This window comes from Actinomadura gamaensis, from assembly GCF_042652125.1.
GTDB lineage: Bacteria > Actinomycetota > Actinomycetes > Streptosporangiales > Streptosporangiaceae > Spirillospora > Spirillospora gamaensis.
This window is the reverse complement of the sequence record NZ_JBHSIT010000023.1, coordinates 28422-44175: the sequence shown is the minus strand read 5'-3', so window position 1 is coordinate 44175 and position 15754 is coordinate 28422. Positions and strand designations below refer to the sequence as shown.

Sequence of the window (15754 nt, the reverse complement as noted above, 5' to 3'; positions counted from 1 at the left end):
TCAAAGAAATCCCCACCCCGACCTTCCGGTCAGGGCCACGGGGTGACCAGGCGCATCGCCTGATCTATAAAGGCACTGGCTTTTAACACGCTGTTGAGTTCTCAAGAAACGGACACCCACCGCGCTCCACCCGCCTCCGCGGGCCTCGCTCCGGGGCAACCCTTCAAACTTACCCGGCTTCCCTCGGGAGTCAAATCGGCTCGTTCGAGCGTTTCCGACTCTCCAGTTTCACCGGTTCACGGGCGTCGAACATCGGCCGGACCGAAGTCGGCTGACGTTGATTCCTCGTGAGTCGCCCACCGGGCCGACCGCCGTTTCGGCGTTCTGCATCCCGTTCCAGGCTGACCGGACCATCGTACATCAGTCCGAGACTGGCTCGAACCGATTTTCCGATCCGGTTCCCCGGGGCCGTCCGCCGGTCTCGGCGTCCCGCATCCCCTCGGGGTGTTCCCAACTTTAGGAGCCGTCCTCGACATGGTCAAATCAGCGGCGGCGAACCGGACATCTCCCCTGGGATCCCCAGGTCGGCGTGCGGTACGGTTCCGCTCACCTCGTCCGGGTGGCAGGAGGGAGCGCCACATGTACCCGTTCCTCCCCACGAGCGGACCGACAGGCGGACGGTCGTCGACGGAACGGCTCGTCGTCGCCGCGACCGTGGGCCCTTCGATCCACGATCTGCGGGCCTGGCGGTTCTGCCCGTCCGACGGCGGGATCGAGGTGCACGCCGATCCAGCCCTCTTCCAAGCCATGGACGATCCGCGCGGCCGAGGTCTTCACATCGCCTGCGGCGCGGCGCTGATGAACCTGAGGCTGGCCGCCGCGCAGCTCGGTCACGGGGCGGTCGTTCGTCTCGTCCCTGACCCCGAAGAGCCGACTCTGCTCGCGCGTGTGCGGCTCGTGCGCAGTCATCGCACCTCCCGTGCCGAACGGCTCCTCTACGCGGCGACCATGCGACCGTCTCCGGGGCGTCGGCCCGGTGCGGTGGGAACACCGTCCCCCTTGTTGCTCACCGGCCTTGCTGAGGCGGCACGTCTTGAGGGCGTGAGGTGGGACGTGCTCTCCGCCGAACCCGGGAGTCCCGTCCGTCGAGCGGTAATGAGTACGCGAGGCGATCGGCCGGACTCGTGGGTGCGCGCGGGTCAGGCGTTGCAGCGTGTCCTGCTCGACGCGTCGGTTCGCTCGGCCGCGGTCTCGTTCATGTACGAAGTCGTGGACGCGCCCGACGTGCGCCCTCGGCTCACTCCTGGGGACGTCCCGCAGGTGCTTCTGGAGGTATCCGGTCCGGCCGTCCGGGTGAGGGCTTGGGCCGGAAGTGCGAGAGCACGAACGACAGCGGCGCCGGGTACGGGTCGGGCAGCTCGCTGACTCTCGCCGCGAGGGTGTCCGTCGCGATGTGGTGGGCGCTCGGGCCCATGCCCACGAGGGTGAGGATCTCCTCGTGCGTGAGTGACGCTTCGAACTCCAGTTCCTCGCGCGTGACCAAGGCGAAGTGGTCGGCGAGCGCGGCGTCGGTGCGCTCCGATTTCTGGTCGTCCACCTTGAGGAGGCCGAGCGCGTCCACGAGCGGTCCCAGGTGCCGGCTGGACGGCGTGACGACGACCAGCGGCCCGTCCGCCCGAAGGACGCGGTGGAACTCGGCCGCGTTTCGAGGCGCGAAGACGTTCAGTACGGCGATCGCGGCGCCGTCCGCCACCGGAAGCGGTCGCCAGAGGTCGGCGACGATCGCGCCGATGCGCGGGTGCGCGCGAGCCGCTCGCCGTGCGGCGTGCTTGGAGATGTCCAGAGCGAGCCCGGCGGTCTTCTCGACCTCGGGTGCGTCCAGGACGGCCTTCAGGTAGTAACCCGTTCCCGCACCCGCGTCCAGAAGACAGCCGTCGCGCGTGCCGGAATCTTGCAGCGTCGCCGCCACGAGACGCCGGAGAGCGTCGGCCATCGGGGAGAAGTGTCCCGCTGTCAGGAACTCTTCCCGCGCGCGCACCATCTCAGGGGTGTCGGCGGTGCCAGGACGGGCGTTCCCGGGAAGCAGGTTCGCGTAGCCCTGCCTGGCGACATCGAAACTGTGGCGGCTCGGGCAGCGCAGCCCTCGGTCGTCCTGAGCGAGAGGATCCCCGCACACCGGGCAGATGAGGTATTCGACGACGTCGGCCAGCACCCGTCCATCATCGTGCATCGCGCGCGTGCGCGTTCCGGCCGCCCTCTGCGGGACGGCCGGAGGAGGCGTCGCGTCGTCGGGCCTTCGCCGTGAGCGTCAGGCCGGAGAGGAAGGGCGTCAGGCCTGGAGGCGGCGGCGTACATCCTCCATGTCCAAGTCCCTGACCTGCTGGATGATGCTCTCGAGCGCCTGCTCGGGCAGCGCGCCCGGCTCGGCGAAGACGATCACGCCGTCCCGGATCGCCATCAGCGTGGGGATCGAGGAGATCCCGAAGCGCTGCGACAGCTCCTGCTCGGCCTCGGTGTCGACCTTGGCGTGGACGATGTCCTGGTGCTTCTCGGCCGACTTCTCGAAGACCGGGGCGAACATGCGGCACGGCCCGCACCACGACGCCCAGAAGTCGACCAGCACGACACCGTCGCTCTTCGCGACCTCGTCGAAGTTCTCCGCGGTCAGTGTGACCGTCGCCATGTCGTTTTCTCCTCGGTACGGGTATCAGGACAGGTAGAGCGGCGTACGCAACCGAAGTATTCCCAAGTTGGGAATCACAGGACGGTAATTAGCGTTCTCCTCCTAGGGAGATCGCACCGAAGAAGGGTCAGGATGGCTGCAACCCGTAACAAGGGCGACAGGGTCGACACCCCCGACAAGGACCTCGTCGGGGCGTATCTCGACCGGATCGGCCGTACCCCGCTACTGGACGCGGTGGAGGAGGTCGATCTGGCGAAGGCGATCGAGGGCGGGCTCTACGCCGAGCAGCTCCTCGAGGAGGACCGCATCCCCTCCGGCACCTCGCGCGAGGAGCTGGAGGCGCTGGTCGAGGCGGGGCTGCGCGCCAAGCAGCGCTTCGTCGAGGCCAACCTCCGTCTCGTCGTGTCCATCGCCCGCAAGTACCCGACCGATTCGCTACCGCTCATCGACCTCATCCAGGAGGGCAACCTCGGGCTGATGCGCGCGGTGGAGAAGTTCGACTACCGGCGTGGATTCAAGTTCTCGACCTACGCGACCTGGTGGATCCGGCAGGCCATCGGGCGCGGGCTGAGCCACACCGCGCGCACGATTCGGCTTCCCGTCCACGTGGAGGAGGAGCTGTCCCGGCTGCGCCGCGCGGAGCGGCAGCTCAGCCGCGAGCTCGGCCGCGAGCCGAGCCGCGAGGAGCTGGCTCAGGCCGTGGGCGCCGAGACCGAGCACGTGGAGGAGCTGCTGCGCTGGCGGCGCGACCCGGCCAGCCTGGACGCGACCGTCGACGACGCCGGCGAGACCGCCATGGGCGACCTCCTGGAGGATCCGGAGGCCGTGACGCCCGAGGCCGAGGTCATGGCGCTGGACGACCTGGAGGGCCTCGGCCGCATGCTGGAGCGCCTGCCCGAGCGCGAGTCGGCGATCCTGCGCGCGCGGTTCGGGATGGACAACGGCCAGCCGCTGTCGTACGCGCAGATCGGCGCGCGGTACGGGCTGAGCCACAACCGGGTGCGGCAGATCACCGACCGGTCGCTGCGGCGGCTGCGGCAGATGGCGAGCGAGCACGAGCCCCTCGCGGCCCGCACCCTCACCGCCGCCGGAGATCGTCCGCTCCCCCACGCGGTCGATCCGCGCTCCCGCAGCCGGGCCGCCTGACCCGCCGCCCCGCCCGGCGGCCGGGTCGCCCGAGCGGGCGCCGTCCCCCGCAGCCCGGACGCCGCAGCCCAGGCCCGAAGACCCTGCCGGACGCCGTCGCGATTTTCCGCGGCGGCGTTCGCGTTTCTGGACGGGCCGTCCCGTCCGGCGCATTGGACCGATGCCGAGTACGCCGTCCTGCTAGTGCCGGTACGCCTCGTGTGCCATAGCCTTGTCGACCGTGAGTACATCAAGCGTCACGGGGGAGCTGGACGCCTGGCGCGGCCTCCCGGCACTGCAGCAGCCGACATGGGACGACCCGGCGGAGGTCGGGGCCGTGGCCGCCGAACTCGCCAAGCAGCCCCCGCTCGTCTTCGCGGGCGAGTGCGACCAGCTCAGGGACAGGCTCGCCGAGGTGGCGCACGGACGCGCGTTCGTGTTGCAGGGCGGCGACTGCGCGGAGACGTTCGCCGGCTCGACCGCCGACGACGTCCGCAACAAGCTGAAGACCCTGCTCCAGATGGCGGTCGTGCTCACCTACGCCGCGAGCGTCCCGGTCGTGAAGATCGGGCGGATGGCGGGCCAGTTCGCCAAGCCGCGGTCCAAGCCGGTGGAGGTGCGCGACGGCGTGGAGCTGCCCGCCTACCGGGGGGACGCGGTCAACGGCCTGGACTTCTCGCCCGGGGCGCGCCGCAACGACCCGCGCAGGCTGCTGCAGGCGTACTACTCGTCCTCGGTCACGCTGAACCTGTGCCGGGCGTTCACCAAGGGCGGCTACGCCGACCTGCGGCAGGTGCACGCCTGGAACCAGGACTTCGTGGCGCAGAGCCCGGCGGGCCGCCGCTACGAGCAGCTCGCGGGCGAGATCGACCGGGCGCTGACGTTCATGAAGGCGTGCGGCGCGAATCCGGACGAGTTCCACGGCGTGGAGTTCTACTCCAGCCACGAGGCGCTGATCCTGGAGTACGAGCGCGCGCTGACCCGCATCGACAGCCGCACGGGTTCCCCGTACGACGTGTCGGCGCACTTCCTGTGGCTGGGCGAGCGCACCCGGCAGCTCGACGGCGCGCACGTGGACTTCCTGAGCCGCATCCACAATCCGATCGGGGTGAAGCTCGGCCCGACCACGACGGCGGACGACGCCCTGGCGCTGATGGAGCGGCTGAACCCGTCCGGTCAGCCGGGCCGGCTGACGTTCATCACGCGGATGGGCGCGGACAAGATCAGGGACGCGCTGCCGCCGCTGGTGGAGAAGGTGACCCGCAACGGCTCCCCCGTCGCGTGGGTGTGCGACCCGATGCACGGCAACACCTTCGAGGCCCCGTCCGGGCACAAGACGCGCCGGGTGACCGACGTGCTGGACGAGGTGGCCGGGTTCTTCGCGGTGCACCGCTCGCTCGGCACCCACCCGGGCGGCATCCACATCGAGTTCACCGGCGACGACGTGACCGAGTGCGTCGGCGGCGGCGACGAGATCGACGAGTCGGACCTGCACCAGCGCTACGAGACGGCCTGCGACCCGCGCCTCAACCGCGGCCAGTCCCTCGACCTGGCGTTCATGGTGGCCGAGCTCTACCGCAAGAGCTCCTGACCGGGGTCCCGACCGGACGCCCCAGCAAGGACCGGACCCCGCACGCGAACGCGTTGGCAACCGCTCGGGGGCGAAGCCGAAGGCGAGCCTCCGAGCGGTTGATCGCGAAGCGACGCCGCGTTCGCACGAGCATCCGGGCCGAGAGGCGAGCCGCCAGGCGAGCCGCTCGGAACCGGAGGCTCAATTCATAGAGCTGCCGGAGGCTCAATTCATAGAGCTACTTCGGCCCAGACGACCTTGCCGCCGGTGACGGGTTCGGCGCCCCAGGCGGTGGAGAAGCGGTCGACGATGAACAGGCCGCGGTGCGACTCGTCCAGCGGGCCGGGGACGGTCAGGCGCGGCATCTGGCTCGCGCGGTCGCGGACCTCTACGCGGATGCGTCCGGCGCCGCGCTGGAGGCGCAGCTCCAAGGCCGTCCCGGCGTGCCGGACGGCGTTGGCGACCAGTTCGGCGACGATGGCGGTGACGAGTTCCTCGCGCTCCATGAGCGCCCACGTGCGCATCGTGCGCGCGGCCAGGCGGCGCGCGTACTCGACGGCCTCCGTCTGCGGGGCCGCGCGCAGTGTGGTCTCGGTCACGGCACCGGACATCAGCCGACCCCTTCTTCGGCGTCGCCGAGAAGGAAGCGGTCGAGCCCGGTGGTCCGCAGGACGTTCTCCACGCGGCCGTAGGCGCCGGTGACCGTGAGCGTCGCGTTCTGGGCGCGCGCGTGCTTGTAGGCGCGCACGAGCACGTTCAGGCCGGACGAGTCGCAGAAGTCGACGGCGGCGAGATCCACCACCACCGCGCGTTCACCGGTGTCGAGCAACTCGGTCAGGCGAGCCCGCAGCTCGTCGGAGGAGTGCAGGTCGATGGAGCCGCGCGCCGACACCGTCGCGCGGCCTTCACCCCGTGTCGTGTGCAAGGCAAGCCCCACGCCACACCACCTTACCGATAGCCGTTCCCATCATGACGCGCGTAGGACGATGAGCGCGACGTCGTCGTTGGACGGTTCGGGCCCGAAGTCGCGGACCGCCCGCTGGATCCGGGCGGCGACCGCGCCCGCGCTCAGCCCGGTGCAGCCCGCGAGGAGCCGCTCCAGGCCGCCGTCGTCGCCGAGCAGCCGTCCGCCGTGCCGCCGCTCGGTCACCCCGTCGGTGACGCACAGCAGGACCTGCCCGCGGTGCAGTTCGACGGTGTCGGCGTGGAAGTCGACGCCGTCGAACACGCCGAGCAGCGGCTGCGCGGTGCCGACCTCGTGGACCGTCCCGTCCGGGTCGAGGATGAGCGGCGGCGGGTGCCCGGCGCTGGTCAGCCCGATCGTCACGCCGTCGCGGCGGGGCCGCGGGGTGATCTCGCCGTGCAGCAGGGTGAGCAGCCGTCCGCGCTCGCCCTCGCCGAGGATCAGCCGGTTCAGCCGGGCCAGCACGCCGGGGACGGGCAGTTCCTCGGCGGCGAGGATGCGCAGCGCGTGCCGGGCGAGGCCGGTCACGGCGGCGGCCTGCGGGCCGGTGCCGCACACGTCGCCGATCGCGAACCGCCAGCGGTCCACGGGGCCGGGGACGGGCGGCCCGCCCGGTCCGCCCTGCCGTTCGGGGCATTCGAACACGTCGTAGAAGTCGCCGCCGACCTCGCTGCCCTCCCCCGCGGGCTCGTACACGACCGCGACCTCCAGGCCGGGGATGTCGGGCACGCCGGGCGGGAGGAGGCTGCGCTGGAGGGCGCTGCTCATGGCGGTCTGCGCCGAGTAGAGGCGGGCGTTGTCGACGGCCAGGGCCGCGCGGCGGCTCAGCTCCTCGGCGAGCTCGATGGCGCTGCGCGGGAACCGGTCGCCCGCCGGGCGTCCGATGACGAGGGCGCCGATGCGGCGGCCGCGGGCGACCAGCGGGAAGGCGTGGACGGTGCCCCCGGCCTCGGGGCCGGTGGCGTCGGCGAGGCCGTACCAGGGGCCGGGCGCGTCGGGGCGGGGGCCCTGCGCGACGTTGTCGAGCTGGTCGCGCAGCGCGTCGGCGCGGGTCTCGTCGGCGTGCCAGACGTAGGCGAGGGCGGGCGGTCCGGCGTCGCTGTCGGTGTAGACGGCGCACCAGGTGGCCAGGCGGGGCACCACGAGCTGGGCGACCAGGGCCATGGTGCGCTCCTGGTCGAGGGTCCCGGCGAGCAGGTCGCTGGCCTCGGCGACGAAGCTGAGCCAGCCGCGCCAGGACCGTTCCAGCTCGCCGACGCGGGCCTTCTCCAGGGAGAGGGCCATCTCCTCGGCGATCCGGCCGAGCCGGGCGCCGTCGGCGGGCTCGAACCGGCCCGGTTCGGCGGAGACGGCGACGACCAGGCCGGTGAGGCGGCCCTGGTTCTCCAGGGGCGCGGCGGCCATGGAGCGGGCGCGGAGCGCGGCGGCGACCGGGTCGGACGCGTCGCTGGCGATCCAGGGCGATCCGGCGCGGGCGTCGGGGCCGAGGTTGACGACCGACAGCTCGTCCGGGCCGGGTTCGGTGGTGAGCCCGGCGGACGCGGCGACGACGAGGGTGCCGTCGCGTTCGGTGAGCAGGACGGCCGCGCCCTCGGCGTCGAGCAGGTCGCGTACGGAGGTGAGGGCGTCCTCAAGCGACTCGACGCCCGCCGGGGTGCGCAGGAGCCGGTCGCTCGCCGCGGGCAGCGCGGGGGGCTCTGAGCGCCGTCCAAGGGGTGCCGCGGCGCGTCCGCCGGCGCGGGCCCTGGTGCGGACGCCCACCGAGCGGTTCGCTCCGCCCGGACGCTTCGTCCGGTCCGCGCCCGTTCCGCCGGCGTCGGACGCGTTGCCGCGGATCGAAGCCGAATCGGATTCCGGGACGCTCCAGCCGGAGTCGGCGCCGAGCCGGCCGCCCGGCGCGCCCGGGATCACGGTCTCTCCGGCCGCGCCCTCCGGCCGGGCCGGAAATCCCGGACGGCGCGCGAAGTCGTCGGTCGGCGGTTCCTCGGGCTCCGGTTCGAGCCCGGGCCTGGGCAGGCGGAACCAGATGCCCTTGCTCTCGTGGTCGTAGTCGACGCCCCAGGACGCGGCGAGCCGGGCGATCGAGGGGAGGCCGCGCCCGCTGGCGGCGGTGACCCCGGGCATCACCGGCGTCCGCGTGGGGTGCCGGTCGCGGACCTCGATGAGGATCTCGTCGTCGGTGAGCGTGCAGGTCACGTCGAAGGCGGTGCCCGCGTAGGCGACCGCGTTGGTGGCGAGTTCGCTGGTCGCGAGCACCGCGTCGTCCACGGCGTCGGCCATGCCCCACTCGCGCAGGGTCCGCTGGACGAAGCGGCGCGCGTCCGCCACGGAGGCCGCAGCGGACGGGAAGGTGGCCACCGCCCTGTGCCGCTCCAACTGCCGTCCCTCGCTCGTCGTCGCTTCTGAGTCTGGCCGCCGTGACAGACTGGCTCAACCAGCCGGACACCGGCGCCGTCCGCCGTGCTCACGCCGGGACAGACCGTAACACGAAGCCCGCGGGGGGCGGGTGAGGTCGTCCCCGGCGGCATCGCGGACCGGCGTCGCGGACCGGCCTCGCCGAGGTGGACGGCCCTGGTGCGCAGCCGCCGGGCCTGTGGCGACGTAAAGTACAGATGCGGGCCTGACGAGGCGCCCGAGCCAGCGGGCACCCGTCGGCCAGGAGGATGGACTGATGCCCCGTAGCGCCACGCGAAGCCGACCGGGAGACGGTGTCTCACGCGACACCTCCCCGCGATACAGCGACGCCGACCTGGAGCCGCTGCTGCGCGCCCTGGCGGCGGTCCGGGACGGCAGGCTCCGCACGCCCGTGGAGGTCACGGGCGACGGGGCGGTCGCCGAGGCGCTCGCGATAGTCGACCAGATCCGCGACAACGGCCACCAGGTCGCCTCCGGGCTGGCCCGGGTGCGCCGGGAGATCGGCCGCGACGGGCAGATGCGGGGCCGGCTCACGCCGGGCACGCTGCGCGGCTCCTGGGCGGGCGCGATCGAGGACTCCAACGCCATCCTCGACAAGCTGACCGACCTCGCCACCGGCATGTACAAGGTCGTGGAGGCGGTCGCCAAGGGCGACCTGAACCAGCGGGTCGAGCTGCGCGCCGGGGGCCGCCCGATGCGGGGCGAGCTGCTGCGCATGGCCAAGTCGGTGAACGCGATGGTCGAGCTGCTCGACCAGTTCACCTGGGAGGTCACCCAGTTCGCCCGGGAGGTCGGCACCGAGGGGCGGCTGGGCGGCAAGGCGTCCGCGCGCGGCATGTCCGGCCGCTGGCGCGACGTCAACGCCGCGGTGAACGTGATGGCCGACCGGCTGACCAGCCAGGTCCGCGACATCGCCGAGGTGACGACGGCGGTGGCGCGCGGCGACCTGACCCGGAAGGTGACCGTCGAGGCGGCCGGTGAGCTCCAGGAGCTGAAGCTCACCGTGAACCAGATGGTCGACACGCTCTCGGCGTTCGCCGACGAGGTGACCCGCGTCGCCCGCGAGGTCGGCACCGAGGGGCAGCTGGGCGGCCAGGCGAAGGTGCACGGCGTGTCGGGGGTCTGGAAGGACCTCACCGACAACGTGAACGCGATGGCGAACAACCTGACCAGCCAGGTCCGCAACATCGCGCAGGTCACCACGGCGGTGGCCGAGGGCGACCTGACCAAGAAGGTCACCGCCGGCGCGCAGGGCGAGATCCTCCAGCTGAAGTCCACGGTGAACCAGATGGTCGACACGCTCTCGGCGTTCGCCGACGAGGTGACCCGCGTCGCCCGCGAGGTCGGCACCGAGGGACGCCTCGGCGGCCAGGCGCGGGTGCCGGGCGTGAGCGGCGTCTGGAAGGACCTGACCAGCAACGTCAACGGCATGGCGTCCAACCTGACCTACCAGGTCCGCAACATCGCGCAGGTGACGACGGCGGTCGCGGAGGGCGACCTGACCAAGAAGATCACCGTGGACGCGCAGGGCGAGATCCTCCAGCTCAAGGACACCATCAACACCATGGTCGACACCCTGTCGGCCTTCGCCAACGAGGTCACCCGCGTCGCCCGCGAGGTCGGCACCGAGGGACGCCTCGGCGGCCAGGCGAAGGTGCACGGCGTGTCGGGGATCTGGAAGGACCTCACCGACAACGTCAACTCGATGGCGAACAACCTGACCGTCCAGGTGCGCGGGATCGCCCAGGTCACCACGGCGGTCGCGCACGGCGACCTGACCAAGAAGATCGGCGTCGACGCGCAGGGCGAGATCCTCCAGCTCAAGGACACCATCAACACCATGGTCGACACCCTGTCGGCCTTCGCCAACGAGGTCACCCGCGTCGCCCGCGAGGTCGGCACCGAGGGACGCCTCGGCGGCCAGGCGAGCGTGCCCGGCGCGGGCGGCATGTGGAAGGACCTGACCGACAACGTCAACGGGATGGCGTCCAACCTGACCTACCAGGTCCGCAACATCGCGCAGGTCGCGACGGCGGTGGCCGACGGCGACCTGACCAAGCGGATCGACGTGGACGCGCAGGGCGAGATCCTGTCGCTGAAGACGACGCTGAACACGATGGTCGACACGCTGTCCTCGTTCGCCTCGGAGGTCACCCGCGTCGCCCGCGAGGTCGGCACCGAGGGTCGCCTCGGCGGCCAGGCCGAGGTCGAGGGCGTGTCCGGCACCTGGAAGCGGCTGACCGAGAGCGTGAACGAGCTGGCGTCCAACCTGACCACCCAGGTCCGGGCGATCGGCGAGGTGGCGAGCGCGGTGGCGCGCGGCGACCTGACCCGGACGATCACGGTGGAGGCGCGCGGCGAGGTCGCCGAGCTGTCCGACAACGTGAACCTGATGGTCGCGACGCTGCGCGAGACGACCCGCGCGAACGAGGAGCAGGACTGGCTCAAGACCAACCTGGCCCGGATCGGCGGGCTCATGCAGGGCCACCGCGACCTGTACCAGGTCGCCAACCTGATCATGAACGAGCTGACCCCGACCGCCAGCGCCCAGTACGGCGCGTTCTACCTCGCCGAGGGGCAGCCGGGCGAGCGCGAGCTGGTGCTGATCGCCGGGTACGGCATCCCCCGCGACCGGCTGCGCGACGTGCGGTTCCAGCCCGGCGAGGGCCTGGTCGGGCAGGCCGCGCTGGAACGCCGGACGGTCCTGATCGACGGCGCCCCGGCCGACTACGTCAAGATCGGCTCCGGGCTCGGCGAGGCGTCCCCGGTGAACGTCATCGTGCTGCCGATCGTGTTCGAGGACGAGGTGCTCGGCGCGATCGAGCTGGCCTCGTTCTCCCGGTTCACCGACGTCCACCTCGCGTTCTTCACCCAGCTGATCGAGACGATCGGGGTGACGCTGAACGCGATCCGGGCCAACACCCGCACCGAGGCGCTGCTGACCGAGTCGCAGCGGCTCGCCCAGGAGCTCCAGGAGCGCTCGGACGAGCTCCAGCGGCAGCAGGGCGAGCTGCGGCACTCCAACACCGAACTGGAGGAGAAGGCGGCGCTGCTGGCCCAGCAGAACCGGGCGATCGAGATCCAGAACTTCCAGATCGAGCAGGCCCGCCGGACGCTGGAGGAGCGCGCCGAGCAGCTCGCGGTGTCCTCGCGGTACAAGTCGGAGTTCCTGGCGAACATGTCGCACGAGCTGCGCACCCCGCTGAACAGCCTGCTCGTGCTGGCCAAGCTGCTGTCGGAGAACCCCGGCGGCAACCTCACCGACAAGCAGGTCGAGTTCTCCCGCACGATCCACGACTCCGGCACCGACCTGCTGGAGCTGATCAACGACATCCTCGACCTGGCCAAGGTCGAGGCGGGCAAGATGGAGCTGCACCCGCAGCGGCTGCCGGTGTCGGCGCTGGTCGACTACGTGGAGGCGACGTTCCGGCCCCTGTCGCTCGACAAGGGCCTCGACTTCGGCGTGGAGGTCGCGGAGGGCGTCCCGGAGACGCTGTTCACCGACGAGCAGCGGCTCCAGCAGGTGCTGCGGAACCTGCTGTCCAACGCGGTGAAGTTCACCGCCGAGGGGCAGGTGCGGCTGGTCATCGAGCCCGCCGGCGACACCGACTTCGCGCTCGCCTCGCTCTGGCAGACCCCGGACGTGCTGGCCTTCCGCGTGATCGACACCGGCATCGGGGTGAGCGCGGACAAGCTCCAGGTGATCTTCGAGCCGTTCACCCAGGCGGACGGCACCACCAACCGGCGCTACGGCGGCACCGGCCTCGGCCTGTCGATCAGCCGGAACATCGCCCGGCTGCTCGGCGGCGAGATCCAGGTCCGCAGCGAGCCGGGCAAGGGCAGCGTGTTCACGCTGTACCTGCCCGCGCACTACTCCGAGCCGGACGGACGGCGGCGTCCGGCCGTCCCGCTGGAGGGCACGGCCTCGCCCGCGCCGGAGCTGGCCTCCGCCGACCCGGCGCTGGCCAACGGCGGCGGGGACGGCGCGTCCGCCCCGGACCTGCTGGTCCCGTCGCTCACGGCGGCCGATCCGGCGAGCGCCTCCGCGGCGGCGGCGGTCGCCGCGGCCGGCAACGCGGACGGCGCGCCCGGCGACGACGGCGGCGCGGCGATCTCGGGGCTGCTGTCCGAACCGCCCGCCGACTTCACCGACACCATCCTCGCGGGCCGCAAGGTGCTCATCGTCGACGACGACGTGCGCAACGTCTTCGCCCTCACCAGCGTGCTGGAGGGGTACGGGATGGAGGTGTTCTACGCCGAGGACGGGCAGGCCGGAATCGACCTGCTGCACCGCAATCCGGACGTCGCTCTCGTCCTGATGGATGTGATGATGCCGGGTCTCGACGGATACGCCACCACGGCCGCCATCCGCGAGATGCCGCAGTTCGCCGACTTGCCGATCATCGTGATCACGGCCAAGGTGATGAAGGGCGACCGGGAGCGGAGCCTCGCGGCGGGCGCGTCGGACTACATACCGAAGCCGGTGGACGTGGACCGCCTGCTCGAGGTCATGCGGGTCTGGCTCGGCCGCTCGGTCATCGGCTGACACCGCGTCCCCGGGCGCCCGCCGCGCGGCCCCGCACCGGGGACGCCGGCGGGCGCCGCGCCCGAACAGCAGCCCCGCAAAGGGAAGGCAACGCGTGGACGACAAGGCGAAGATCCTGCTCGTGGACGACCGGGACGAGAACCTGGTCGCGCTCGAGGCGATCCTCAGCTCGCTCGACCAGGACCTGGTCCGGGCGCGCTCGGGCGAGGAGGCCCTGAAGGCGCTGCTCACCGACGAGTACGCGGTGATCCTGCTGGACGTGATCATGCCCGGCATGGACGGGTTCGAGACGGCCCGCGACATCAAGCGGCGCAAGAAGACCCGCGATCTGCCGATCATCTTCCTCACCGCGGTGGACAGCGACCCCGACTACGCCTTCCGCGGCTACGCGGCGGGCGCGGTCGACTTCATCTCCAAGCCGTTCGACCCGTGGGTGCTGCGCGCCAAGGTCTCGGTGTTCGTCGAGCTGCACAACAAGAACCGCCAGCTCAGGGAGCAGGCGGCGCTGCTGCGCGACCAGGCCGCGCAGCTGCGCGCCACGCCGTCGCCCGGCCCGGCCGTCCAGCGGATCGCCGTCGCGCGCGAACGCGTCGCCCGCCTCCGCGACCAGGTCCCGGACGAGCTGCGCGCCGAGGTCGAGGAGCTCGAACGCGACCTCGCCGACGCGGCCATCGCGCTCAACGCGACCCCGGCCTCCGCGCCCGGCATCCCGCCGGCCACCACGCCGGGCACGCCGCTGTTCTCCGTCTCCGACATCCCGGCCGGCCGGCCTTCCCAGCCGCGGACGGAGCCCGACAGGAACTCCGGCGCGCAGAGCGAGGCCGCCGCCGACGATCCGTCCTCCGAGAACAACTCCACGGCGGGCTCGAACTCCCGCGGCCACTGACCCCCGCGGAGCCTGCCCGGAGCCTGTCCGGAGGTTGTCCGGAGGTTGTCCGGAGGTTGTCCGGAGGTTGTCCGCGCAGCTCGGCCCTGTGCGGTCGCCGACCGCGCCTTGACATGCCGGGCGGCCTTCGCGTCGGTCGAGGTTTCGGCCAGCACCTAATCCGTTCGAAGCGCGCAGAGCGGGTGCCGCACGCCCGGTTGCGGATGGTTCGCGGGCCGTCGCGGCTTTGCTTCAGCGGCTGCCGGGCGCTGGTCGGGGCGGGATGGGGCGGGCGTCCATAGGCGTGGGAGGGCGGGCGCGATCGCGGCGCGGTTACGGTCTGCTCGCTTCCGGTAACGCGTTGGCACCGGCCCACGCGGGAACTGTCCCGCTCCGGAGGTGAGGTGATGAATGCTGCCGCGCTGTTCGTTACTGGATTCGGCACCGGCCTCGTCGCCGGCGGGACGAGCTGCGCGACCGTCCAGCTGGGTCTGCTGACCGGGGCGGTGCGCGGGGAGGCCGGACCGGTCCGTCCGGTGGCGGTGTTCCTGTCGGCCAAGCTCGTCACGCACGCCGCGCTGGGCGCCCTGCTCGGCCTGGCCGGCGGGGCGGTGGAGCCGGGACCGCGGACCAGGGCGATCCTGCTCATCGGGGCGGCGGTGCTGCTGATGCTCTTCGCCCTCGACCTGCTGGACTTCCGGCTGGCGCGCAGGCTGCTGCGGCGGGCTCCGAAGGGCGGCGCGGACGGCCACTGCGCGGCGCCGTCCGGAACGCACCGGCCGATCGTGCTGGGCGCCGCAACGCTGCTCCTGCCATGTGCGCTGACGCTGACGGCCGAGCTGCTCGCGGTGTCGTCGCGGTCACCGTCGGGCGGCGCGGCCGTGATGTCCGGGTTCGTGCTCGGCACCGCGCCGCTGTTCGGCCTGATCGGCGTGACCGTCGCCCGCACGCTGACGCTGCTACGCGGACGGCTCGCCGCGCTGGTGGCCGTGACGCTGGTCGCGCTCGCGGGCTGGACGCTGCTGTCCGGGCTGCGCCTGGGCGGTTGGATGCCGGACGGCGGCGGCGGGGCCACGGCGGCCGCGTCCGCGCGCTTCGTGTCCACCGACGCGTCCGGGACGCAGTGGGTGACGGTGTGGGCGCTGGACGAGGGATACCGTCCGTCGGCGCTGACGGCGCGCGCGGGCGTCCACACCGTGCTCGTGCTGCGCACGCGGAACACGCACGGGCATACGAGGGCGTTCACGATCCCGAGCCGCAACCGGGACGTGGTGCTCCCCGTCACCGGCGAGACGCGCGTCGATCTGGGCGCGCCGGCGCCGGGTCGGCTGCGCTACGTGTGCGCGTCCGGCCACTCCCCCGGCGAGATCACCTTCCAGTAGCCCGGCGGGACCTCCAGCCCACGCCCGCATGCCCCACGCCCGCCGCCCGCCCGCGCCCCTGCAGTCCCGCGCCCGCCCCCGCGCCGACACGCCCCTGTCCGAGCCCGCGTCCACGCCCTCATCTGCTCCCGGCGCACATCCGGCGCCTGTGCACATGCGTGAGCGCCGCCCGCACGCGGCGCTCACGCCAGCGGCGCTCACCCGCGCGTCCGGCGCTCACGCGCACAGACGGTGCTCACCCGCACGTCCGGCGCACGCGCGCAC

Annotated in this window: 9 protein-coding genes and 1 pseudogene; 5 read left to right on the top strand and 5 right to left on the bottom strand. The window is 72.3% G+C overall.

Annotation, left to right across the window (positions count from 1 at the left end; translation table 11 throughout):
• Window positions 1-1237: 1237 nt before the first annotated feature.
• Entirely contained in the window at window positions 1238-2170 is a 933-nt protein-coding gene (locus ACFPCY_RS42600; protein ID WP_378265551.1) for a putative RNA methyltransferase, read from the bottom strand.
• Between the two features lie 99 nt (window positions 2171-2269).
• Window positions 2270-2623 (bottom strand): thioredoxin, encoded by a 354-nt coding sequence (gene trxA / locus ACFPCY_RS42595; RefSeq protein ID WP_378265549.1) that lies wholly within the window; start codon window positions 2621-2623, stop codon window positions 2270-2272.
• A 132-nt stretch (window positions 2624-2755) separates the two neighbouring features.
• Between trxA and ACFPCY_RS42590 the strand changes: the two genes are divergently transcribed.
• Together ACFPCY_RS42590 and ACFPCY_RS42585 are read left to right on the top strand one after the other, a co-directional pair.
• Window positions 2756-3769 (top strand): sigma-70 family RNA polymerase sigma factor, encoded by a 1014-nt coding sequence (locus tag ACFPCY_RS42590; protein ID WP_378265547.1) that lies wholly within the window; start codon window positions 2756-2758, stop codon window positions 3767-3769.
• A gap of 220 nt (window positions 3770-3989) precedes the next feature.
• Entirely contained in the window at window positions 3990-5339 is a 1350-nt protein-coding gene (locus ACFPCY_RS42585) for a class II 3-deoxy-7-phosphoheptulonate synthase (protein ID WP_378265545.1), read from the top strand.
• Between the two features lie 209 nt (window positions 5340-5548).
• Here ACFPCY_RS42585 and ACFPCY_RS42580 read toward each other — a convergent pair whose 3' ends face one another.
• The 3 genes from ACFPCY_RS42580 to ACFPCY_RS42570 are packed head-to-tail and all read right to left on the bottom strand — an operon-like array spanning window position 5549 to window position 8658.
• Complete coding sequence (locus ACFPCY_RS42580) at window positions 5549-5929, bottom strand: ATP-binding protein (RefSeq protein ID WP_378265543.1); 381 nt, start codon at window positions 5927-5929, stop codon at window positions 5549-5551.
• Window positions 5929-6255, bottom strand: coding sequence for an STAS domain-containing protein (locus ACFPCY_RS42575; protein ID WP_378265541.1), 327 nt, complete (start codon window positions 6253-6255; stop codon window positions 5929-5931). The genes ACFPCY_RS42580 and ACFPCY_RS42575 overlap by 1 nt, the downstream gene beginning before the upstream one ends.
• 30 nt (window positions 6256-6285) lie before the next feature.
• Window positions 6286-8658 (bottom strand): SpoIIE family protein phosphatase, encoded by a 2373-nt coding sequence (locus ACFPCY_RS42570; RefSeq protein ID WP_378265539.1) that lies wholly within the window; start codon window positions 8656-8658, stop codon window positions 6286-6288.
• A gap of 295 nt (window positions 8659-8953) precedes the next feature.
• On the opposite strand from ACFPCY_RS42570, the gene ACFPCY_RS42565 reads away from it, so the two are divergent.
• The 3 genes and pseudogenes from ACFPCY_RS42565 to ACFPCY_RS42555 all read left to right on the top strand — a co-directional run bounded on the left by ACFPCY_RS42565 (window position 8954) and on the right by ACFPCY_RS42555 (window position 15490).
• Window positions 8954-13243 carry a hybrid sensor histidine kinase/response regulator gene (locus ACFPCY_RS42565; protein ID WP_378265537.1) on the top strand — a complete coding sequence of 1430 codons (4290 nt, stop codon included), beginning with the start codon at window positions 8954-8956 and terminating at the stop codon, window positions 13241-13243.
• A gap of 94 nt (window positions 13244-13337) precedes the next feature.
• Window positions 13338-13755, top strand: a pseudogene (locus ACFPCY_RS42560) (response regulator); the annotation flags it as partial.
• A 760-nt stretch (window positions 13756-14515) separates the two neighbouring features.
• Complete coding sequence (locus ACFPCY_RS42555; RefSeq protein WP_378265535.1) at window positions 14516-15490, top strand: urease accessory protein UreH domain-containing protein; 975 nt, start codon at window positions 14516-14518, stop codon at window positions 15488-15490.
• The last annotated feature ends 264 nt before the right edge of the window (window positions 15491-15754 follow it).